Source organism: Isoptericola sp. NPDC019482 (genome assembly GCF_040632295.1).
GTDB lineage: Bacteria > Actinomycetota > Actinomycetes > Actinomycetales > Cellulomonadaceae > Isoptericola.
The window spans coordinates 207,838-227,507 of sequence record NZ_JBEYBQ010000001.1 but is presented as its reverse complement, the minus strand read 5'-3'; the positions used below and the strand labels follow the sequence as shown (position 1 = coordinate 227,507).

Genomic DNA, 19,670 nt, shown 5'->3' with positions numbered 1-19,670 from the left:
CGACGAACGCACCTTGTGGGTGCGAGAGGTTCAGGAACCTGACCTCGGTGCCATGCGGTCGGCAGACCGGCGTGGCGGCGCGTACCGGCGCTACTTCCCGGTCGGGCTGGACCTGCGGATGGCGCCGTTGCTGGACGCCGACGCCTTGGAGGCCATCACCGACGTCTCCGCCGGCGTCGCCCGCATCGCCGAGCGGCTCCGCGCTCGGCCTCAGCCGATCCTCTACGCGACGCTGGTGCGCTCCGAGTCCATCTCCTCCTCGTGGGTGGAAGGGCTGCGCGAGACTCCTCGGAACGTCATGGTCGCCCAGCTGAAGGACCTGGATCCCGGCTTGGAGGGCCATCAGTTCGACCGGCTCGACACCGCCCACGCCATCCTCGGCAACCTGAACTCCGTGCGGGACGGCGTGGAGTCTCTCCGCGACCCGTGGGACGACGGGTCGGTGCACGACATCCACCGTGCCATCGCGCCGCACGTGCACAAGGGTGGGTACCGCGATGTCGACGTCCAGATCGGCGGTTCGTCGAAGCTGACCGCTTCCTACGTAGCGCCGCCGGCCGAGCGCGTGCCGCCGCTCATGGGCGACCTGCTGGACTACGCCAACCGCAGCCCGGACAGTCCGCTGATCAAGGCAGCGCTGATCCATGCCCAGTTCGAGACGATCCACCCGTACGAGGACGGCAACGGGCGCACCGGGCGCGTGCTCGTGCACGGCTACCTCGCCCGCGCCGCCGTGCTCGAGCAGGGCGTGCTCCCGTTGTCCGTCGTGCTGCGCCGGGACACCGACGAGTACGTCCGCCGCCTCACGGACTTCCGGCACGGAGACCCTGCCGACAGGTCCGAGACGGTGAGCCAGTTCGTCGCCTACTTCGCCGACATCCTGGCCGATGCCTGCGACGAGACCGAGCGCATCCTGACCGAGTCTGCCGAGGTGCAGCACGACTGGGCCGGGCAGGTGTCCCGATTTCGCTCCGACTCAAAGGTGCACGACGCCCTGCGCATCCTTGCCGAACAACCGGTCGTCACGGCCCGCTACCTCCAGCGGGCCCTCGGAACATCCGGGGTCACGGCCCGGAAGGTGATCGACAACCTGCTCGACGTCCAGATCCTGGAACCGTCCGGCGGCCGCATCCGGCGCTCGGAGGTCTACCAGGCACCTAGCCTGCTGCGGATGATGGACCGCCTCGTTCCTGGCATCCAGCCCACTGCCTTGCCGACCCCCCGCCCCGCACCCGGCGCCCGGGTTCCCAGGGTCCCGGCGCAGGGCTAGGTTGAGCCCGTGCCGCCCGTCGAGTCGCTCCTCGCCTTCGCGCTCGCCTCGGTCGTGCTCATCGCGATCCCGGGGCCGAGCGTGCTGTTCGTGATCGGCCGTTCGCTGTCGCTCGGGCGACGCGGCGGGCTGCTGAGCGTGCTCGGCAACGAGCTGGGCGCGCTCGTCCCGGTCGTCCTGGTGGCGCTGGGCGTGGGCACGCTCGTGGCGCAGTCCGTCGCGCTGTTCACGACCCTCAAGCTGCTCGGCGCCGCCTACCTCGCCTACCTCGGCGTCCAGGCCATCCGGCACCGGCGCGAGGGCACCGACGTCCGGACCGACCCGCGGGCACGGCCCGCGTCGTCGTGGACGGTGCTGCGGCAGGGGTTCGTCGTCGGGGCGACCAACCCCAAGACGATCGTGTTCTTCGTCGCCGCGCTCCCCCAGTTCGTCGACTTCCACGCCGGGGCCGTGCCCCTGCAGATGCTCGTGCTGGGGCTGGAGTTCACGCTGATCGCGCTGGTTCTCGACGGAACCTGGGCGGTCCTCGCCGGCACGGCCCGCGCGTGGTTCGCCCGGTCGCCGCGACGCCTGGCGGCGGTCCGCGGCGCCGGCGGCGGGATGATGGTGGGCCTCGCCGGCGTGCTGGCCCTCACGCCGGCGAAGTCCTGACCGTCAGACGGTGAGCAGCACCTTGGTGGCGCGCCGCTCGTCCATGGCCGCGTAGCCCTCGGCCGCCTGCTCGAGGGGCAGCGTGAGGTCGAACACCTGCCCCGGGTCGATCTCCCGGTCCCAGATGAGCCGGACGAGCTCGGGCAGGAAGCGGCGTACGGGGGCCGGGCCGCCGTGCAGGTGGATGCCCGCCATGAACATGTCGTCGCCGGGCAGCGCGACGTCGTGGGAGACGCCCACGAAACCCATGTGGCCGCCCGGGCGGGTCGAGCGCACGGCCTGCATCATCGACTCCTGCGTGCCGACCGCCTCGATCACGGAGTGCGCGCCGAGCCCGCCGGTCAGCTCCTTGATGCGGGCCACGCCCGCGTCCCCGCGCTCCTCGACGATGTCGGTGGCGCCGAACCGGCGGGCCAGCGCCTGCCGGTCGGCGTGCCGGGACATCGCGATGATGCGCTCCGCGCCGAGCTGCTTCGCGGCGAGGACGCCGTGCAGCCCGACCGCGCCGTCGCCCACGACGGCGACCGTCTTGCCGGGGCCCGCCTCGGCGGCGACGGCCGCGAACCAGCCGGTGCCCAGGACGTCGGACGCGGCGAGCAGCGACGGCACGAGATCGTCGTCGGGCATGCCGGGCGTCGCGACGAGCGTGCCGTCCGCCAGGGGGATGCGCGCCCACTCCGACTGGGTGCCGAGGGTGCCCATGAGCACCCGGTGCACGCAGTAGGCCTGGTAGCCGGACTCGCAGATCTCGCAGGTGTTGTCCGACGCCCAGAACGAGCCGACGACGAAGTCGCCGACCTTGACGGTCCGGACGTCGGCGCCGATCTCCTCGACGACGCCCACGTACTCATGGCCCATGACGGCGTCGTGGACGTCCTCGACGCCGCGGTAGGGCCACAGGTCGGACCCGCAGATGCAGGTGGCGGTGACGCGGATGATCGCGTCGGTGGGCTGGATGATCCGGGGGTCCTCGCGCTCGATGACGCGCACGTCGCCGGGGGCGTGCAGGACGACTCCACGCATGGTGGTGCTCCGTTCGTCGGTGTTTCTCAGTAGCGGATCGGGGTGCGCCGTCGTCCAGCGTGCGTCGGGCGTCAGCGCGGCGGGAGTCCCTGACGAACCGTGTACCGGCGGTACACCCCTCGCGGCCGCCGCCCGACCGCGACCGTGCCTAGCCTGGCGGGATGGACCACAAGAGCGACACCCGGGCCGAGGTGCGCGAGTTCCTCATGTCGCGCCGGGCCAAGGTCACCCCCGACGAGGCCGGTCTGCCCGGGGGCTCGAACCGGCGCGTGCCCGGTCTGCGGCGCAGCGAGGTCGCGATGCTGGCCGGCGTGAGCGTCGAGTACTACGCGAAGCTCGAGCGGGGCGCGATCGCCGGCGCGAGCGCGTCGGTGCTCGACGCCGTGTCGCGGGCCCTGCAGCTGGACGACGCGGAGCGCGCGCACCTCCTCGACCTGGCGCGCGCGGCCGACGGCATCCCGACGTCGGGCCGCTCGCGCGGCCGGGCCACCCGGCCCGCGGAGCCGCGCCCGAGCCTGCAGTGGGCGCTGGAGGCGATCACCGACGCGGTCGCGTTCGTCCGCGACCCGCGGCAGAACCTGCTCGCGACCAACACCCTGGGCCGCGCGTTCTACGCCCCCGTCATCGGAGACGGCGGGCGCACGCCCAACCTGGCCAGGTTCCAGTTCCTCGACCCGGCGGCCCGCGACTTCTACCCCGACTGGGACCTGTTCGCGCAGATGTGCGTGGGCGTGATGCGCGCCGAGGCGGGGCGCAACCCCCACGACAAGGCCTTCCAGGACCTGGTGGGCGAGCTGTCCACGCGCAGCGAGACGTTCCGCAGGCTCTGGGCCGCGCACGACGTCCGCATCCACGGCACCGGCACCAAGCGCTTCCGCCACCCCGTGGTCGGCGAGCTGACCCTCGCCTTCGAGGAGCTCGCCATCACCGCCGAGCCCGGCCAGGTGCTGCTCGTGTACACCGCGGAGCCCGGGTCGCCGTCCGCCGACCGGCTGCGGCTGCTGGCGTCGTGGGGCGCCGACGAGGACACCCGGGGCGTCGCGGCGGGCCGGGCGGGCTGAGTTCACCCGGCCCCGGCGGTGGTGACGGCGACGGCGAGGGATACCGTCCCGCCATGCGGATGAACGCCGTCTGGGCGCCGGCGATGGAACCCGTGCGGGGACGTGCGCTGGCCCCCGTCGCTTGGACGCTGGCCTGGACGAACGCTCCCGCCCGGGCCCGCAGGGTCGGGGCGACGGTGACGTGGCCGCTGTGGGTGGCGATCGCCGTGGTCCTCGACGGGTTCGTGCACCACGAAGGCAGGGTCGTCGTGCGCCTGACGCGCCGGAACGCGTGGCCGTCGGTGGGGATGTTCGCCCGCGGTGTGGGGGTCGCGATCCTCGTCGGCGCCGTGCTCGGCACGGCGGCGGGCCAGGCGTCGTTCGCGCCGACCGTCGCATCCGTCGGCGTCGCCGTGGTGATCCTCGGCTGGTTCGCCGCGGCGGTCCTGCTCCTCGCGTTCCCCGCGGCCCGCAGCTGGACCGCCGTGGCCCGCGCCCAGCGCACCGCCCTGAGGGCGGCGTCGCGGGAGCAGCGTCGCGCCGACGTCGCGCGGTTCCGCGCAGCCGACTGGACGGTCGACTCCGTCGCGTCGCGAGGGCGCGACGGCGCCCTCGCGCTCATCGCCCGCCACGTCGGCGAGGTCGTCGCTCCGCACGAGACCGTGGGGACCGTCGCCGCCACGACCCGACACGCCGAGGTCTACCGGCGCTACGGCCTCGAGCCGCTGCCCAGCCGGCCCCTGGTCCTCGTGGGGGTCGCCGGCCCGACGGCCTGAGCGCGCCCGGCGGCCCCGTCGAATCGCGGGCGCGGGTGACGGTTGCGCAAAATGCCTGGGCCCGCGCACCTCCCGTCGAGAGGCTGTCCTGGTGATCGGCGAACCTGTACCGCACGACCTGACGCGCACGACGCGCCGCCTGGCGGAGCTGCGGCGCGCCGGCGCGGCCTCGGACGGGATCGACGAGCGGGCGATCCTGGATGCCGTCCCCACGGCCGACGAGCTCGAGAAGGCGTTGCGGTCCGCGGACCGCGCGGTCGTCGCGCCCGGCCCCGACGGGTCGCCGCGCGGCTACGGGCTGGTCTGGAGCTGGACCGAGACCGACGGCACCTGGCTGCACCTGCTCGACGTGTGGGCCGCGCCCGGAGCCTCGCGGAGCACCGACGAGCGGGACCTCTTCGTCCACCTCGAGGAGGACGTCCGACGACGCGTCGGCCGGGGCGACCGGGCGGCGACGCTCGGCGCCAACAGCCGGTCCCGCGAGGTCGAGAGGCGTGCGCTGCTCCGGGACCTCGGCTTCGCCGACGCGTTCGCGGTGGTCGAGATGGAGGCGTCACGCGAGGTCGCCTCCGCCGCCACCCTGCCCGACGGCGTCGGCGTCCGCACGGCCCGCCCCGACGACGCCGCCCGGATCGCGGACCTGACCGCGCGCGTCTGGACCGGCCGCGACCACTTCGTGGCGCCGAGCGTCGACGACGTGCGCGGCTGGCTCGCCCGGGCCGACCTCGACCTGTACCTGCTGGCCGAGCATGGACCCGACCTGGTCGGGCTCGCCTCGGCGACGCTGTGGCCGCACGTCGCGGAGATCGACGACGTCCAGGTCCACCCCGACTGGCAGCGCCGTGGGACGGCGACGGCGCTGCTCGTCGACCTCGCTCAGCGCGTCGGGGCGCGCACGTCCGCGCCGCTGCGGTTGCGCACCGCGGCCGAGGACCCGGCGGGGGCCAGGTCCCTCTACGAGCGGCTCGGGTTCCGGGTGGTCGAGACCCACCACAGGCTACGCAAGCGGCTCTGACCGTCGGCGCCACGCCTGGCAGGATGGCCGTCACTCCCCACGAAGGACGGACACCCATGGCCTACTTCCGCCGCACCGGCGCGACGACGTTCCAGCCCACCGAGCACGTCGGGGGCGCCTGGAAGACCGACGAGCAGCACGTGGCCCCCACGCTCGGGCTGCTCACCCACCTGGTGGAGGCGGACCGGGAGAAGCGGGGCCGCGACGATCTGGGGGCCACCCGGCTGACGTTCGACATCTGGGGTCCGTACCGCCTGGAGGAGATGTCCGCCGACGTGCGCGTGCTGCGGCCCGGTCGCGGCGTCGAGCTGGTCGAGGCGTCGGTGGCCTGCTCCGGCCGCACCGTGGTGACGCTGCGCGCGTGGCTCACCGCCGTCGGCGACACGAGCCCGCTCGCGGGTGGCGCGCCCGCGCCGCTGCCCGGGCCCGACGCGACCGCGGCCTGGGACCCCGCGGCGGACTGGCCGGGCGGCTTCGTCGAGTCGATCGAGGTGCGCCGCGCCCTGGCCGGGCCGGGCCGCGGGCACGTCTGGGTCCGTACGGGCCACGCGCTCGTCGAGGACGAGGACGCGAGCGCCCTCGCCCGCACCGTCGGGCTGTTCGACCTCGCGAACGGCATGACGGTGCGCGCCGACCCGCGCCGCGTCGCCTTCCCCAACGTCGACCTCTCGGCGCACCTGTACCGCGCGCCCGCAGGCGGGTGGCTGGGCCTCGACACGAGCGTCGTCTTCGGCGCGACCGGCGCCGGCCTCACGTCCAGCGTGCTGCACGACGAGCGCGGCGCGTTCGGCGCGCTCGCGCAGGGGCTCGTGGTCCGCGCCTTCGACGCGCCGTGACGCCCGACGTCCTGCGGGCGCGGGTGGTCGACGCCTACGACCGCCTCGGCCTGCCCTCCTGGCCGCCGCCCCGGCCTGAGGGCGTGGAGCCGCGCCACGAGGAGTACTCACGAGTCTCCGACCTGCACAGGTACCGGGTGGTGCACGGCCGCGCCCACGCGTGGACCGAGGTGCTCGGCGCGCTGCCGGGCGTCGTCGTCGAGCGCCTCGGCCCCGTCACCACGGAGCGGCACGAGTTCGCACGCGGCGTGCGCATCGTGTCCCCCGTGCCGGGCACGCTGGCGCTCGTGCTGCTGGAGCAGGACGCCGGCCCCACGGAGCACGGGGAGGCGCCGGACTTTCTCCACCTCGCTGTCGAGGACGCCGACCACCGGATCGACTACGGGGTCCCCGACTGCGGCTGCGACGCCTGCGACTTCGGGTCGGCGGGCCTCCTGAAGGCGATCGACGACGACGTCCTCAGCATCGTCGCCGGTCCGTTCGTGATGCTGCAGGGCAAGGGCTGGAGGGCCACCTGGCACCCCGACGGCGGCAGCATGGAGGGAGAGACGCGAGCGCCGTCGGACTTCAACACCGTGATGCGAGCGTGCCGCTCGCTCGCCGACGGCGGCGCCCCTCGTCTCCCCCGATCGTCCACCGCGCTCGTCGGCCGGTCGTGGCTGGACGCCCGGGCCTGACGTCAGCGAACGCCCGCCTCCGCCCTGGTCAGGCCGGGGCGTCCTCCCGCGCGTCGTCGACCTTGCGCCGCACGAGCTCGACGATGCGGCCGACGTTGACCGTCCAGCCCACGCCGAAGACGTGCGGGCTGAGCAGGTGCTCGCCCTCCGGGTCCCAGACGCGCTCGCGGATGCGCTCGACGGTCGGGACGCGGAACTCGTAGGGGACGAACCCGGCGACGGTGCCGTGCCAGGTGCGGTCCTCCTTGTCCTTCTGCAGCTCCTTGGTGACGGCCGCGACGACCAGGCCGACCATGATCAGCTGGAACAGCCCCGGCCCCCGCTTCCGGCCGCGCTCCGGCTTCCCGTGCTGGATCTCCTGCTTGGTGCCCATCTCGGCCTCCGCTCGTCGCGTGTCGGTGTCCGCACCCATCGTGCACCAGGCGGGCGTCGTCAGCGCGAGGGTCGGGTGAGCAGCACCGCGACGGCCGCCACGACGCACACCACGGCGGTGGTGAGCAGCCCCACGGAGAACGAGGTGCCCGCGGCGATGAAGCCGACGACCAGCGACCCGAGCCCGGTGCCGGCGTCGAACCCGATGTTCCACACGGCACTGGCGGTGCTGTGCTGCCGCGCGGGCACGGCCGCGAACGCCGCGACGAGGGTGAGGTTCTGCAGGCTGCCGTAGGAGACGCCGACCATCGTCATCCCCAGCACGAGGAGCGCCGGTCGAGGGCCGCCGTCGGCGATCGCCCAGGCGCACACCGCCAGCCCGGCGGCGCAGAAGGCGAGCAGCGGTGCGAGGAAGACGCGCGGCCCGAACCGGTCTGCGAGGCCGCCCACGCCCCAGCGCGCGAGGGCCGTCGCGGCCGTGAAGCCCAGCAGTCCCGCGACGGCCGCGCCCGCTCCCCCGGCGAACTGCGGCGCGAACGTCAGCAGCGCGCCGCCCGGCGTCGTCACCGCCAGCAGCACGAGCGACGGCATGACCAGCGCGAGCAGGACGCGGCCGCGCCCGGGCCCGCCGTCGACAGGCTGCCCGGCGCGCGCGGCGTCGGCGTCCGCCTCGCCGGCGCGATCGTCCACGGCGTCGAGGCACCGGCCGAGCAGGACGGCGAAGGGCACCGCGAGCACGGGCAGCGCGCCGAGCGCGAAGACCACGCGGAAGTCGAGCGTCTCGGCGATCCACGCGGCGCTGGGGACCAGCACCAGCTGCGGGAACGCGATCGACAGCCCGTACAGCCCGATGGCGCGGCCGTGCCGCGGCCCGTCCACGAGGGCGGCCACGGCGCTCGACCCGCACACGGTGAGGACGGCGAACCCCATGCCGCGCACCGCCGAGAGCGCGAGCAGCCACCCGAGCTGGTCCGTGGCCATGAACAGCAACGACGGCGCGCCGAGCAGCACGACGCCCGCCGTCATCGTGAGCCGCCACCCCACCCGGCGCAGCAGCCACGGCACCGTGGTCTGCGTGAGCACGGTGGCGAGCATGAGCACCGCGTTGACGAGCCCGGCACCGCCCTCGCTCGCTCCCCCGTGCACGGCCCACAGCGGCGCCGCCGGCAGCAGCAGCGCGTACCCCGAGAAGCCCAGCGCCGACATCGCCAGCAGCGGGCGGAACCCCGGCACGCGCGCGACGGACGACGAGGGCTGAGGAGCAGGGCGACGCATCGGGCGAACCTATCGCGCGGGTCATGCCTCGCCCCGGGCGATCAGCCCCCGACCAGCGCCTCCCCCAGCGGCGTGCGCTCGTGCAGCATGCGCGGGCCGTCGCGGCGCGCGTCGACCAGGCGGGCGGCGCGCAGCCGCGCCAGGTGGTGCGACGCCGTCGAGACGGCGAGCCCGCCGGCGGCGGCGACCTCGCTCGTGGTCAGCGGCCCGCGCAGCGCGAGCAGCACGCCCGCCCGGCCCGCCCCGAGCAGGTCCGCGAGCGCCCCGGACGTGTCGGGGGCGTCGTCGGCCCAGCGCTCGGAGATCCCCAGCGCGGGATAGAAGAGCGTGGGCTGCGCGGGCGGCTCGGTGACCACCGAGCACCGCGGCGCCATCACCGACGGCACCAGCACCAGGCCGCTGCCCGCGCAGTCGAGCACCTCGCCGTGCAGGCGGAGGCGCACCTGGACGGCGTCGGGGGCCCAGGCCACGGCCTCGTGCAGGGTCTCGACCATGGTGCCCAGGCCGTGCGTCGTGACGCGGCGGGAGCGAGCGCCGATGTCCGCGCGCAGGATCCGCTCCAGCTGGGGCCACGACGGCGCGAGGACCGCGTCCCACACCTGCGCCCAGGCGTCGGCGGCGAGGTCGCGGGCGTGCGCCGGGTCGTCGGCGAGTGCCTGCAGGAGCCGCCGGTCGGCGCCGTCGGTCCGGTCGACGCGCTTGAGCAGGTCGACCCGCAGCGGGCCGAGGTCGGCCTCCCGGAGCCGTTCGAGCTCCTCGTCCGGACCGAGGTCCCAGCCGGGCGTCGAGGTGAGGAAGTCGGGCAGGTACCCGTCCGCGCCGACCAGCAGGGTCAGCAGTCCGAGCGCCCGGGCGGGCGCGCGGCCCCGCGCCGCCCGCAGCCACCCCCACTGCAGCGGGTGGTACGCAGGCTGGGCCAGCACCCGGACGGCGTGCGCCAGCTCGTGGCCGGGCGAGACGCCGAACCGGATCGCCGAGACGTCGTCGGGGGCGAGGCGGAACTCGACCACGTTTCGATGCACGTCGAAACGGTAGTGGCGGGGAGCGTGCCCCCGCGAGGCTGGACGACGTCCACCACGGTTCACCGAAGGAGCCCACCATGGCCGCCGTCGTCCCCGCCGACACCCTCCGCATCCCCGGCTCGCGCACGCTGCGCTTCGAGGGCCAGGACCACGGGTCGGGGGTGTCGTTCTTCCTCGTCAGCAACGACCCGGGGCAGGGCCCCGACCTGCACCGCCACCCCTACTCCGAGACCTGGTCGGTGCTGGAGGGGGAGGCCACGATCCGCATCGGCACCGAGAGCGTCGTCGCCCGCGCGGGCGACACCGCCGTCGTCGGGCCCGACGTCTGGCACGGCTTCACCAACACCGGCACCGGCGTGCTGCGCATGATGTGCATCCACGCGTCCGGCACGATGATCCAGGAGAACAAGAGCGAGGAGCACCGCTGATGTCGTTCCAGGCCTACCTCGACACCGTCGAGACAAAGACCGGGCTCACGCCGCGCCAGATCGTCGACGCCGCCGCCCAGCAGGGCTTAGGCCCCGAGAGCAAGACCATGGCCGTCGTCGCCTGGCTCAAGGAGACGTACGGGATCGGACACGGGCACGCCCAGGCCATGGCGCACGTGATCGTCAAGGGCGACCAGATCGGCACCAAGCACGTCGGCACCACCGGCTCGCACCGCGACGCGAGCGACCGGCTGTGGCTCGACGGCAAGGACTCCCGCCCCGCGGACTGGTGAGAACAGGGCCGGGCACCGGTCAGTCGCCCGGCCACTCCCCCGTCCAGCGCTCGAACGCGCGGGCGCCGCCGCGGTCGATGGCCGCCTTCACGACGGAGAAGATCGCGCCCTGCAGCAGCGACGCGAGCAGGATCTCCCGCATCCGGTACTCGGACTGCAGCGGCGTGGGCGCGTCGTCCGGATGCCCCGGCGCGACCCGCTTGTAGACCTGCTTGAACACCTGACCCGCGACGAGCCCGCCGACGATCGAGCTGACGATCCCCACCGGCCGGTACAGGATCTTCGCGGCCTTGCCACCGGACTTCTCGGTCCGGACCACGTCGTTGTCCTCGCTCATCCCCCGACGCTAGGCCGGGCCGCGGCATCCCGCACGGGAGGCATCGGTGACGGTGCTCGAGCCGCGCCCCTGCGACCACCTCGTGATCGTTTCGTGACATTTCATCCGCCCGTGCGGTACGTTCCTCCGGGCCGGTGGTTCAGGCAGCAAGAGAGGTCGCATGACAACCCACGTTCACGGGAGCACCGCGCACCGCGGCGCACCCTCTCCGACCGTCGTCTCCGCGCAGGCCGCGCGATGACGCAGACGCAGCCCGCGCCGGCCCCCGCCCGCACCTACCCGAGCCGGCGCGACCCCGGCCGCGGCGGGCGCAGCCGCCCCGTCACCGCCGTCCGGCACGTCCCGGAGCCCGTCCGCGAGGGCGCGCCGCCCCGTGCCGCCGCGCCCGTCACCCCTGCCGCTCCCGCCACCCCGGCGCCTCGCGTCCACGTCCAGGCTCCGGCACCCGCCACGCCCCCCGTGGTGCACGCGCACGTGTTCGCCCCCGTGCACCCGGCCGCGGACGACGGCGCCCCGCGCGGCACGACGACTCCCGCGGAGACCGCGCGCACCGTACGCCGTCCCGTGCGCAAGTCGGCGCGCAAGCGCGTCCCGGGCCGCCTGGCCGGCCTCGGCGTCGGGCTGACCGTCGCCGTCGCCACCACGACGACGCTCACCGGGATCGCGCCGCAGGCCGCGGCTCCGGAGGCCGACAACCAGCCCACGACGGGCTCCCTGGAGGCGATCACCGCCGCGGCCGCCGCAGCCGTCGACGACCGGGGGGCCGCCGCCTCGCGCAGCGGCGCCAGGGCGGGCGTCGCGCAGGCCTCGACCGTGCAGCAGACCTCGGCCGGCGCGACGGTCACGGTGTCGGACAAGGCGAAGATGACGGTCGAGACGCTCGCCCGGGGCGAGATCGAGGCGCCCCCGCCCGTCCTGCCCGGCTGCGGCGGGGAGGCTGCCGGCACCGGGTCCAACGGGCAGATCCCGTCCAGCGAGCTGTGCACCCTGTGGGACGGGCGCACGCAGGTCCGCGCCGACGCGGCCGTGAGGCTCGCCGAGCTCAACGAGGCGTACAAGGCCGCGTGGGGCGAGTCCATGTGCATCACGGACGGCTTCCGCAGCTACGCGCAGCAGGTCGCGACCAAGGCCGCCAAGGGGTACCTCGCGGCTGCGCCCGGCACGTCGAACCACGGCTGGGGCCTCGCGGTCGACATCTGCCCCGAGACGTACTCCGGCTCCCGGTGGGACTGGCTCGCCGCGAACGCCCCGGCCTACGGCTGGGACAACCCCGACTGGGCCCGGCCCGGCGGCTCCAAGTACGAGCCGTGGCACTGGGAGTACACCGCGGGAGTCACGCAGATGGGCGATTACTGACCGCTCCGGCGGCCGGGCCCGGCCCGGCGAGCCGCCGCACCGCGCCGAGCACGTCCACCCCGTCGGGCGGTTCGGTGTCGAGGGCGCGGTGGATGGTCATGCCCTCCACGAACGCGTCGAGGACCCGGCAGGTCGCCGGGTCGAAGTGGCGGCCGAGCGCGGCGCGGCTGCGGCGCATCCAGTCGTTCGTGAGGTCCCGGAACGCGGGGTCGCGCGCGGCGAGCGTGTAGAGCTCGTGCGAGAGCACCAGGTCGCGCTGCGTGGCGAACACGTCGAGCGTGATGAGCCGGACGACGGCGCGCAGCGCGGCGTCACGGTCCGGCGCGTCGGCCATGCGGCGGTCGAACTGCGCGGACGCCTGGCGGGTGAAGCGTCCGAACGCCTCGCGCAGCAGCTCGTCCCGCCCGGAGAAGTGGTACGTCATCGAGCCCAGAGGCACGTCGGCCGCCGCGGCGACGCGGCGCTGCGTGGTGCCCGCGACACCGTGGGCGGCGATGACGTCGAGGCAGGCGTCGATGATGCGGTCGCGACGCTCGGGGTCGTAGCGGCGAGGGCGGGTCCCGGCGGTCATGACCCCATGATGGCGTCCGCGGGCCGTTCGCCGGGCGTCGCGGGCCGGGCCGTGCGCCGCCCGGAGAGGACGCCCGCGGCGAGGACGACGACCACGCCGGCCAGCGGCAGCACGAGGAGGCCGGTGCGCAGGCTGGTGGCGTCGGCGACGAGGCCGACGACCGGGGGCGACAGCAGGAACCCCAGGCGCATCAGCCACGACACGACGGTGAGCCCGGTGCCGGCGCGCAGGCCTGGCAGCTCGTCGGCCTCGTGCATCGCCGCGGGCACCAGCGTCGCGACGCCGAACCCGGCGCACGCGAAACCGGCGATCGTCCCCGGGACCGACGGGAACGCCAGCGCCAGGCCGGTGCCCACCGCGACGAGCAGGCCGCCCGCGCGCGCCACCGCGCGCTGGCCGAACCGGTCGACGAACCGGTCGCCGAGCATCCGCCCGACGAACTGCGCCCCCGTGAGCGCGATGTAGCCGGTCGCTGCCACCGCGGCGGCGGCGCCCAGGGTGCCCGACAGGTACACGGCGGCCCAGGAGTTCCCGGCGTCCTCGACGAGGGTGCCCGCGAACGCGACCAGCACCAGTGCCGCGAGCACCAGCACGGTGCGGCCGCGCGGCGTCGCGGGGGCCGACCCCGCGGCGGCGGGCGCGGGGCCGCCGTCCTGCACCGCGCCGTCGAGCCCCGGCAGGCAGAACCGCAGCGCGGCCAGCGCGACGGTGGAGAACAGCACGGCCGACACCCCCAGGTGCACGCCGCGCGGGACGTCGAGGGCGATCGCGGCGGCGGCCATCGAGCCGCCCAGGACCGCGCCGATCGACCACACCGCATGGAAGGAGTTGAGGATCGAGCGGCCGTACCGGCGCTGCACGCGCAGCCCGTGCGCGTTCTGGGCCACGTCGGTGCAGGCGTCCATCGCGCCGCCGAGGAAGAGGGCCGCGACGAGCAGCCCGAGCCCCGGCGCGACGCCGGCGGCGAGCACCCCCAGGCTCGTGAGGACCGTCCCGGCCACCGCCACGCGCGCGGAGCCGAACCGCCGCACGAGGAGGCCGGCCGCCAGCCCCGCGGCGATCGCCCCCGCGGGGAACGCCGCCACCGCCAGGCCATAGGTCGCGTTGCTGATCTGCAGGTCCGCCTTGATCTCCGGGTAGCGCGGGATGAGGTTGGCGAACAGGGCCCCGTTGGTGAGGAACAGCGCCGCGACGGCGGCACGGGCGCGGCGGTCGGACGACGAAGGGGCGACAGGAGGCATGTGTACAAGCGTACACATGAATCACCGCGTTGCCTACCGGTCGGTAGCGAATTCCGCGATGCAGCGGTCCGGCCCGGTCCTTCGACCCAGGCACTGACGCGCACCGCCGCAAGCCGTCGCGGTGGTCGCCCGCGCGGACCGGCCCTAGGGTGGCGATCGCGATCCACACCCGTCGGGAGAGGGCGAGGCACGGTGACCGGTGACGACGGCGACGACGCCCTGCGGGCGGCCCCGCCGGCGCGACGGTGGCCCCGGCACCTCCACCTGCGGCGCTTCTCGCTCCGACGCCGGTCGCTCGAGGCCGAGCCGGTCGTGGACGCCGCGTCCGAGCGGCTGCAGGAGTTCCTGGTGCTGCTCGGCGGCGCGCTCCTCACCGTCGGGACGGCGGCCACCGACATCCAGCACACGCTCAAGCGTGTCGCCGTCGCCCTCGGGTCCCCCAAGACCACGCTGTTCGTCTTCCCGACGCTGATCCTCATCAAGATGCCCGGCGACACCGAGACCCGGTTCGACGTCGCGGAGTCCGCCGGCGGGGAGGTCCGATTCGACCGCGCCGCGCAGGTCTACGCCGTCGTGGACGACGCCGTCGCGGGCCGGATCGACGCATCCGAGGGGGCCGAGCGGTTGCAGGAGGTCAAGGACGCCCACCCACGGTTCCCGGCCTGGGTACGCACGGCCGGGCACGGGCTGGCCGCGGCGGGCCTGGGGCTGGTGCTGCTCGGCGGCAACCCGGTGAGCCTGCTCTACGCGTTCGTGCTGGGCGTGCTGGTGGGCGCGGTGAAGCTCACCGTGCGGCCCGGCACCTACGCCGCGACCCTGCTGCCCGTCGTCACCGCCTTCGTGCTGGCCCTGCTGGTGTTCGGGCTCGCGGACACCGCCGTCGTGAGCGAGCCGCTGCAGGTGCTGGTGCCACCCCTGGTCACGCTGCTGCCCGGCGCCGCGCTCACCACCGGGGTGCAGGAGCTCGCCGCCGGCGACATGGTCGCCGGGTCGAGCCGGCTCGTCTCCGGGCTGGCGCAGCTGCTGTTCCTCGCGTTCGGGATCCTCGCAGCCCTGGCGATCACCGACGTGCCCGGCGCGGACGCGCTGGCGTCCTCCCCCACCACGCTCGGCGCGTTCCAGCCGTGGATCGGGGTGCTGCTCTTCTCGCTCGGCATCTTCCTGTACCACTGCGGCCCGCCGCGGTCCCTCTTCTTCCTCACCGTCGTGCTGCTGGTGGCGTACGGCGGTCAGGTCGTCGGCGCGACCCTCACCAGCGGTGTCTACAGCGGCTTCCTCGGCGCCGCGGCCCTCACGCTGTGCGCCTACCTCGTGCAGACCGTCCGGGGCGCGCCGCCCGCCGTCGTCTGCTTCCTGCCCGCGTTCTGGCTGCTCGTGCCCGGCGCCACCGGGCTGATCGGGCTCACCCAGACCGCCAGCGGCGACGCCGTCAGCTCCACGAGCCTGCCGACCATCGCGGGGTCGATCGTCGCCATCGCGCTCGGCGTCCTCGTCGGCACCGCGCTGTACCGGCAGATCTACACGATGGCGCCCGCGCGGTGGGGGCTGCGACCGACGTGACGCGCCGGCGCGTCAGAGCAGCAGCAGGTTGAGGGCCGCGAGCGCCACGAGCACGGTGACGAGGCGCTCGAAGAGCTGCTGGTCCACGTGCCCGATGACGCGCCGGCCGATCCACGCCCCGACCAGCACGACGGGCGCGAGGGCCGCCCACAGCCCCACCGTGTCGGTGCCCACGATCCCGACGCCGACGGCGACCGGCAGCTTGATGACGTTCACCGTGAAGAAGAACCACGCCGTCGTGCCGAGGAACCGCCACTTCTCGTAGCGCGCGGCGAGCAGGTAGAGGCTCATCGGCGGCCCGCCGGCGTTCGCGACCATCGTCGTGAAGCCGGCCAGGCCCCCGTACCCGAGCGTCGCGGCGCGCGTGTCCACGCGCAGCCGATCGCGCCAGAGGTTGAGCACCAGCAGCGCCAGCAGGATGCCGCCGATCGTGCGGCGCATGACGTCGTCGCTGACCCAGGTGAGGAAGGCCGCGCCGAGCGCCACGCCCGCCAGCACCGGCGCGAGCAGGCGCCCGATCACGCGGAAGTCCGCGTGCTTGCGATAGGCCCAGATCGCGACGAGGTCGCCGGTGATCAGCAGCAGCAGCACCGCGCCGGTGGACTCCTTGGCCGGCACGACGAGCGCCATCAGTGCCGCCGCGATCATGCCGAGGCCGCCCAGCGCCGTCTTCGAGAAGCCGACGAGCAGTGCGACGAGGACGACGACGGCCCAGCCCGTCCACGGCAGTCCGGCGATCAGCGGGGCGGGTTCGAGCACCGGGGCAGCGTAGCCGTCACCCCCGGCGACGCGAGCGGGCGTTCACCGCGCCCGGTCGTAGACCGCGGCCACCTCGCCCTGCTCCCCCACGACCTGCGAGGTCAGCGTCCAGGTGGAGCCTGGCAGGCCGTCGTCGAGCAACCGCGGCCCGCCGCCGACGATCACGGGCACGACGAGCAGGTACAGCCGGTCGAGCAGGTCCGCGGCGAGGAGCGGCCTGATGACGCTCGCACTGCTGTTGACGAGGATCTCCCCGTCACCCGTGCCCCGGAGCTCCCGCACGACGTCGGTCGCGGGGGCGTCCACCGTCCGTGCCCGCGGCCACGGCGCCGTCGCGAGGGTGCGCGAGAGCACCACCTTCTCCGTGTCGACCAGCCACCTCGCGTACGTGCGGTCGCGCGGGTCGGCGGCCTTGTCGTCCGCCACCGACGGCCAGTAGCCCAGGAACCCCTCCGCGTTGACGCGGCCCAGCACGGCCGTCGTCGCGCCCGCGCACATCCGGCTCATGTGGTCGCGCGCGGTGTCCGTGGCGACGTAGGGCAGGAACGCCCCGAAGTCCCCTGGCCCCTCGGGCCCGCGGTACCGGCCGTCGAGCGAGAGGCTGATGTTCGCGGCCACCGTGCGGCCGGTCGGGTGCGTCATGGTCTGCTCCTTCGGACTCGGGCTCCCGGTCGGGCGCCTCACCCCGGGGACGGAGCCGTGCGCCGGGTCTCGACATCGGCGGCCGGCCGATCGAGGCGGGCGGGAGGCCTGTGTCGCCAGTACCCGTGGCTCCACACGCTCTGAGGCACGAACCGGCGATGTCGGCGACGAGCCGAGCCCGCTCAGCCGAGCAGGTGTCGCAGGTAGCGCTCCGGCGCGTCGAGGAACGCGCGCCAGTGCTGCACCAGCTCCAGGTCGTCCCACGTCGTCGGGCGCAGGCCCCACGGCCCGACCTCCAGGATCGTCGCGCCGGGCAGCGCCGCCAGCACGGGCGAGTGCGTGGCGCAGAGGATCTGGCCGCCGCGTCCGGCGAGGTCCTCGAGCACGCTCATGAGGCTGAGCGTGGAGGAGAAGCTCAACGCCGCCTCCGGCTCGTCGAGGCAGTACAGGCCCGGACCGTCGAACCGGGACTCGAGGACGGCGAGGAACGACTCGCCGTGGCTCATCTCGTGGAACACCGGGTCCCTCGGCCCCGGGTGCTCCTCGAGGAACGTGTACCAGCCGTGCATCGTCTCCGCGCGCAGGAAGAAGCCCCACCGCCCCGACCCGACGCCCCGCTGCAACCGGACGGCGCGGTGCAGCGGCGACTCGGTCTCGCGCGTCGAGTGCCGACCGTGCGCGGTGCCACCCTCGGGCGACAGCCCGTAGGCGACCGCGACCGCCTCCACGAGCGTGGACTTGCCGCTGCCGTTCTCCCCCACCAGGAACGTCACGCCCGGCGCGAGGTCCAGCCCGTCGCGCAGCACCTGCTCGACGGCGGGGACGGTGCGCGGCCACACGCCCGCGGGCAGCGGGTGCTCGGCGTCCGGCGCGACCCGGACCACCGGCGGCTGCGAGAAGTCCACGGGGGCATCATGCCCCGGGCACCGGGAGGAGGAGCGTCGGTAGGTCCATTTCTGATCGGGACCGGTCGAGACCGGCCGAGGTTCGCGAGAATGACGCCGCACGTCTGATGCCGCGACGACAGAGAGGTCCCGCACCATGAGCACCGCCCGGACAGAGGTCGAGCAGTGGGACGTCGTCGACGTCTCGGTCGAGCTCCGCTCCCCCGGCAACCCGTTCGACGTCCGCCCGCGCGCCGAGTTCCGGCTCGACGGGCCGCAGGACGGCCGGACCCGACGCCAGGTCGAGGGCTTCTACGACGGCGACGGCGTCTACCGGGTGCGCTTCATGCCCGAGCAGGTCGGGCGATGGTGCTACCGCGTCGCCGGACCCGACGGCGCCACCCTCGCGGAGGGAGCCTTCGCCTGCGTCCCGGCGAGCGGCGACAACCACGGCCCGGTGCGCGTGCGCGACGCGAGCCGCTTCCGGTACGCGGACGGCACGCCCTACCGTCCGTTCGGCACGACCTGCTACGCCTGGACGCACCAGCCGGCGGCGACCCAGGAAAGGACCCTCGCCGCGCTCGGGGATGCGTCGTTCACCAAGCTGCGCATGTGCGTCTTCCCCAAGAACTACGCCTTCAACGCCGCCGAGCCCGCCCGCTTCCCGTTCGAGCGCCACGACGACGGGACCTTCGACCTCACCCGGCCCGACCCGGTGTTCTACCGCGACCTCGAGGAACAGATCCTCGCCCTGCAACGCCTGGGCATCGAGTGCGACCTCATCCTGTTCCACCCCTACGACAAGGGCCGGTGGGGCTTCGACCGCATGGACCCCGAGGCCGACGAGCGCTACCTGCGGTACACGCTGGCCCGCCTCGCGGCCTACCGGAACGTGTGGTGGTCGCTGGCGAACGAGTACGACTTCATGCGCGAGAAGTCCATGGACGACTGGGACCGCGCCTTCGCGACGGTCGAGCGCTACGACCCGTACCGCCACCTGGCCTCGATCCACAACGGCACCCGGATGTACGACCCGGCCAGCCTCGCCCTGTACGACCACCACCGGCCGTGGGTGACCCACGTCAGCCTCCAGCACTGGGACGTGCAGCAGATGCGCCAGTGGCGCACCCAGTGGTCCAAGCCCGTCGTCGTGGACGAGTGCGGGTACGAGGGCGACCTGCCCTACCGGTGGGGCGACCTGACCGCCGAGTCCGTCGTCGACACGTTCTGGACCGCCGTCACCCTCGGCGGCTCCGTCACCCACGGCGAGACCTACCTGCACCACGGCGACGCCATCTGGTGGGCCCAGGGCGGCGACCTCGTCGGCGACAGCCCCGCCCGCATCGCCTACCTGCGGCAGGTCGTCGAGAGCCTGCCCGACGACGTCGCGCCGCTCGACGACGACCGCCGCCACAGCGCTCCGACCCTGGGGATCGAGGGCACCGTCTACCTGCAGTACTTCGGGCGCCACCGCCCCGCCTACCGGATCATCGAGCTGCCCGACGACACCGACTTCACGGTCGACGTCATCGACACCTGGACCATGACCAGCACCCCCGCACCGGGCACCTACCGCGGCCCCAGCCGCATCGACCTGCCCGGCGGACCCGGCATCGCCGTCCTCGCGCGCGCCACGGAGTGA

At 74.4% G+C, this 19,670-nt stretch carries 22 protein-coding genes; 12 read left to right on the top strand and 10 right to left on the bottom strand.

The annotated features are described in order from the left end of the window. The first annotated feature begins 52 nt into the window (after nt 1-52). Both ABZ493_RS01015 and ABZ493_RS01010 read left to right on the top strand, forming a co-directional pair. Nucleotides 53-1,270, top strand: coding sequence for a Fic family protein (locus tag ABZ493_RS01015; RefSeq protein ID WP_430580310.1), 1,218 nt, complete (start codon nt 53-55; stop codon nt 1,268-1,270). 9 nt (nt 1,271-1,279) lie between these two features. Next, entirely contained in the window at nt 1,280-1,921 is a 642-nt protein-coding gene (locus ABZ493_RS01010; protein WP_430580309.1) for a LysE family translocator, read from the top strand. A gap of 3 nt (nt 1,922-1,924) precedes the next feature. Here the strand turns inward: ABZ493_RS01010 and ABZ493_RS01005 are convergent, their stop codons facing one another. Next, nucleotides 1,925-2,944: a zinc-dependent alcohol dehydrogenase family protein gene (locus tag ABZ493_RS01005; protein WP_430580308.1), complete on the bottom strand. Its 1,020-nt coding sequence runs from the start codon at nt 2,942-2,944 to the stop codon at nt 1,925-1,927. 161 nt (nt 2,945-3,105) lie between these two features. Between ABZ493_RS01005 and ABZ493_RS01000 the strand changes: the two genes are divergently transcribed. The 5 genes from ABZ493_RS01000 to ABZ493_RS00980 all read left to right on the top strand — a co-directional run bounded on the left by ABZ493_RS01000 (nt 3,106) and on the right by ABZ493_RS00980 (nt 7,288). Further along, the gene (locus ABZ493_RS01000) at nt 3,106-4,005 is read left to right on the top strand and encodes a helix-turn-helix transcriptional regulator (RefSeq protein ID WP_430580307.1); all 900 of its coding nucleotides are present in this window, start codon (nt 3,106-3,108) and stop codon (nt 4,003-4,005) included. A gap of 53 nt (nt 4,006-4,058) precedes the next feature. Beyond that, a complete protein-coding gene (locus ABZ493_RS00995; protein ID WP_430580306.1) occupies nt 4,059-4,760 on the top strand; it encodes a hypothetical protein in 702 nt (233 codons plus the stop codon). A 91-nt stretch (nt 4,761-4,851) separates the two neighbouring features. Beyond that, a complete protein-coding gene (locus ABZ493_RS00990; protein ID WP_430580305.1) occupies nt 4,852-5,775 on the top strand; it encodes a GNAT family N-acetyltransferase in 924 nt (307 codons plus the stop codon). A gap of 56 nt (nt 5,776-5,831) precedes the next feature. Next, on the top strand, nt 5,832-6,611 hold the full coding sequence (locus tag ABZ493_RS00985; RefSeq protein ID WP_430580304.1) for a thioesterase family protein: 780 nt from the start codon (nt 5,832-5,834) through the stop codon (nt 6,609-6,611). Continuing rightward, nucleotides 6,608-7,288 carry a DUF6226 family protein gene (locus ABZ493_RS00980; RefSeq protein ID WP_430580303.1) on the top strand — a complete coding sequence of 227 codons (681 nt, stop codon included), beginning with the start codon at nt 6,608-6,610 and terminating at the stop codon, nt 7,286-7,288. Before ABZ493_RS00985 ends, ABZ493_RS00980 begins: the two co-directional genes overlap by 4 nt. A 28-nt stretch (nt 7,289-7,316) precedes the next feature. Here the strand turns inward: ABZ493_RS00980 and ABZ493_RS00975 are convergent, their stop codons facing one another. The 3 genes from ABZ493_RS00975 to ABZ493_RS00965 are packed head-to-tail and all read right to left on the bottom strand — an operon-like array spanning nt 7,317 to nt 9,957. Continuing rightward, nucleotides 7,317-7,661, bottom strand: coding sequence for a DUF5808 domain-containing protein (locus tag ABZ493_RS00975; protein WP_430580302.1), 345 nt, complete (start codon nt 7,659-7,661; stop codon nt 7,317-7,319). Nucleotides 7,662-7,720: 59 nt separating this feature from the next. Next, nucleotides 7,721-8,935 (bottom strand): MFS transporter, encoded by a 1,215-nt coding sequence (locus ABZ493_RS00970; protein WP_430580301.1) that lies wholly within the window; start codon nt 8,933-8,935, stop codon nt 7,721-7,723. A gap of 41 nt (nt 8,936-8,976) precedes the next feature. Further along, the gene (locus ABZ493_RS00965; protein ID WP_430580300.1) at nt 8,977-9,957 is read right to left on the bottom strand and encodes a helix-turn-helix domain-containing protein; all 981 of its coding nucleotides are present in this window, start codon (nt 9,955-9,957) and stop codon (nt 8,977-8,979) included. 77 nt (nt 9,958-10,034) lie between these two features. Between ABZ493_RS00965 and ABZ493_RS00960 the strand changes: the two genes are divergently transcribed. Together ABZ493_RS00960 and ABZ493_RS00955 are read left to right on the top strand one after the other, a co-directional pair. Continuing rightward, nucleotides 10,035-10,385 (top strand): cupin domain-containing protein, encoded by a 351-nt coding sequence (locus tag ABZ493_RS00960; RefSeq protein WP_430580299.1) that lies wholly within the window; start codon nt 10,035-10,037, stop codon nt 10,383-10,385. Beyond that, on the top strand, nt 10,385-10,678 hold the full coding sequence (locus ABZ493_RS00955) for a DUF4287 domain-containing protein (protein ID WP_430580298.1): 294 nt from the start codon (nt 10,385-10,387) through the stop codon (nt 10,676-10,678). Before ABZ493_RS00960 ends, ABZ493_RS00955 begins: the two co-directional genes overlap by 1 nt. 19 nt (nt 10,679-10,697) lie before the next feature. Here ABZ493_RS00955 and ABZ493_RS00950 read toward each other — a convergent pair whose 3' ends face one another. Further along, the gene (locus ABZ493_RS00950; RefSeq protein ID WP_430580297.1) at nt 10,698-11,015 is read right to left on the bottom strand and encodes a DUF4235 domain-containing protein; all 318 of its coding nucleotides are present in this window, start codon (nt 11,013-11,015) and stop codon (nt 10,698-10,700) included. A gap of 237 nt (nt 11,016-11,252) precedes the next feature. Between ABZ493_RS00950 and ABZ493_RS00945 the strand changes: the two genes are divergently transcribed. Next, on the top strand, nt 11,253-12,371 hold the full coding sequence (locus ABZ493_RS00945; protein WP_430580296.1) for a M15 family metallopeptidase: 1,119 nt from the start codon (nt 11,253-11,255) through the stop codon (nt 12,369-12,371). On the opposite strand, the gene ABZ493_RS00940 is transcribed toward ABZ493_RS00945, so the two are convergent. Both ABZ493_RS00940 and ABZ493_RS00935 read right to left on the bottom strand, forming a co-directional pair. Then, nucleotides 12,349-12,942: a TetR family transcriptional regulator gene (locus tag ABZ493_RS00940; protein ID WP_430580295.1), complete on the bottom strand. Its 594-nt coding sequence runs from the start codon at nt 12,940-12,942 to the stop codon at nt 12,349-12,351. The two genes, ABZ493_RS00945 and ABZ493_RS00940, sit on opposite strands and share 23 nt — an antisense overlap. Continuing rightward, nucleotides 12,939-14,183 (bottom strand): MFS transporter, encoded by a 1,245-nt coding sequence (locus ABZ493_RS00935; protein ID WP_430580294.1) that lies wholly within the window; start codon nt 14,181-14,183, stop codon nt 12,939-12,941. Before ABZ493_RS00935 ends, ABZ493_RS00940 begins: the two co-directional genes overlap by 4 nt. 192 nt (nt 14,184-14,375) lie before the next feature. Between ABZ493_RS00935 and ABZ493_RS00930 the strand changes: the two genes are divergently transcribed. Beyond that, nucleotides 14,376-15,743, top strand: a complete 1,368-nt coding sequence (locus tag ABZ493_RS00930; protein ID WP_430580293.1) for a threonine/serine exporter family protein — start codon at nt 14,376-14,378, stop codon at nt 15,741-15,743. Nucleotides 15,744-15,755: 12 nt separating this feature from the next. On the opposite strand, the gene ABZ493_RS00925 is transcribed toward ABZ493_RS00930, so the two are convergent. The 3 genes from ABZ493_RS00925 to ABZ493_RS00915 form a co-directional block, all read right to left on the bottom strand. After that, entirely contained in the window at nt 15,756-16,502 is a 747-nt protein-coding gene (locus tag ABZ493_RS00925; protein WP_430580292.1) for a sulfite exporter TauE/SafE family protein, read from the bottom strand. Between the two features lie 42 nt (nt 16,503-16,544). Further along, nucleotides 16,545-17,144, bottom strand: coding sequence for a dihydrofolate reductase family protein (locus ABZ493_RS00920; protein WP_430580291.1), 600 nt, complete (start codon nt 17,142-17,144; stop codon nt 16,545-16,547). A 182-nt stretch (nt 17,145-17,326) separates the two neighbouring features. Continuing rightward, entirely contained in the window at nt 17,327-18,049 is a 723-nt protein-coding gene (locus tag ABZ493_RS00915; protein WP_430580290.1) for an AAA family ATPase, read from the bottom strand. A 136-nt stretch (nt 18,050-18,185) separates the two neighbouring features. On the opposite strand from ABZ493_RS00915, the gene ABZ493_RS00910 reads away from it, so the two are divergent. Beyond that, the gene (locus tag ABZ493_RS00910; RefSeq protein ID WP_430580289.1) at nt 18,186-19,670 is read left to right on the top strand and encodes a DUF5605 domain-containing protein; all 1,485 of its coding nucleotides are present in this window, start codon (nt 18,186-18,188) and stop codon (nt 19,668-19,670) included.

Excerpts from the sequence above, each read along its gene's own strand:
- ABZ493_RS00935 (WP_430580294.1), bottom strand. The coding sequence starts at position 14,183 with ATGCCTCCTGTCGCCCCTTCGTCGTCCGACCGCCGCGCCCGTGCCGCC.
- ABZ493_RS01000 (WP_430580307.1), top strand. The coding sequence starts at position 3,106 with ATGGACCACAAGAGCGACACCCGGGCCGAGGTGCGCGAGTTCCTCATG.
- ABZ493_RS00940 (WP_430580295.1), bottom strand. The coding sequence starts at position 12,942 with ATGACCGCCGGGACCCGCCCTCGCCGCTACGACCCCGAGCGTCGCGAC.
- ABZ493_RS00960 (WP_430580299.1), top strand. The coding sequence starts at position 10,035 with ATGGCCGCCGTCGTCCCCGCCGACACCCTCCGCATCCCCGGCTCGCGC.
- ABZ493_RS00975 (WP_430580302.1), bottom strand. The coding sequence starts at position 7,661 with ATGGGCACCAAGCAGGAGATCCAGCACGGGAAGCCGGAGCGCGGCCGG.
- ABZ493_RS00945 (WP_430580296.1), top strand. The coding sequence starts at position 11,253 with ATGACGCAGACGCAGCCCGCGCCGGCCCCCGCCCGCACCTACCCGAGC.
- ABZ493_RS00920 (WP_430580291.1), bottom strand. The coding sequence starts at position 17,144 with ATGACGCACCCGACCGGCCGCACGGTGGCCGCGAACATCAGCCTCTCG.
- ABZ493_RS00910 (WP_430580289.1), top strand. The coding sequence starts at position 18,186 with ATGAGCACCGCCCGGACAGAGGTCGAGCAGTGGGACGTCGTCGACGTC.
- ABZ493_RS01015 (WP_430580310.1), top strand. The coding sequence starts at position 53 with ATGCGGTCGGCAGACCGGCGTGGCGGCGCGTACCGGCGCTACTTCCCG.
- ABZ493_RS00995 (WP_430580306.1), top strand. The coding sequence starts at position 4,059 with ATGCGGATGAACGCCGTCTGGGCGCCGGCGATGGAACCCGTGCGGGGA.
- ABZ493_RS00985 (WP_430580304.1), top strand. The coding sequence starts at position 5,832 with ATGGCCTACTTCCGCCGCACCGGCGCGACGACGTTCCAGCCCACCGAG.
- ABZ493_RS00950 (WP_430580297.1), bottom strand. The coding sequence starts at position 11,015 with ATGAGCGAGGACAACGACGTGGTCCGGACCGAGAAGTCCGGTGGCAAG.
- ABZ493_RS01005 (WP_430580308.1), bottom strand. The coding sequence starts at position 2,944 with ATGCGTGGAGTCGTCCTGCACGCCCCCGGCGACGTGCGCGTCATCGAG.
- ABZ493_RS00970 (WP_430580301.1), bottom strand. The coding sequence starts at position 8,935 with ATGCGTCGCCCTGCTCCTCAGCCCTCGTCGTCCGTCGCGCGCGTGCCG.
- ABZ493_RS00955 (WP_430580298.1), top strand. The coding sequence starts at position 10,385 with ATGTCGTTCCAGGCCTACCTCGACACCGTCGAGACAAAGACCGGGCTC.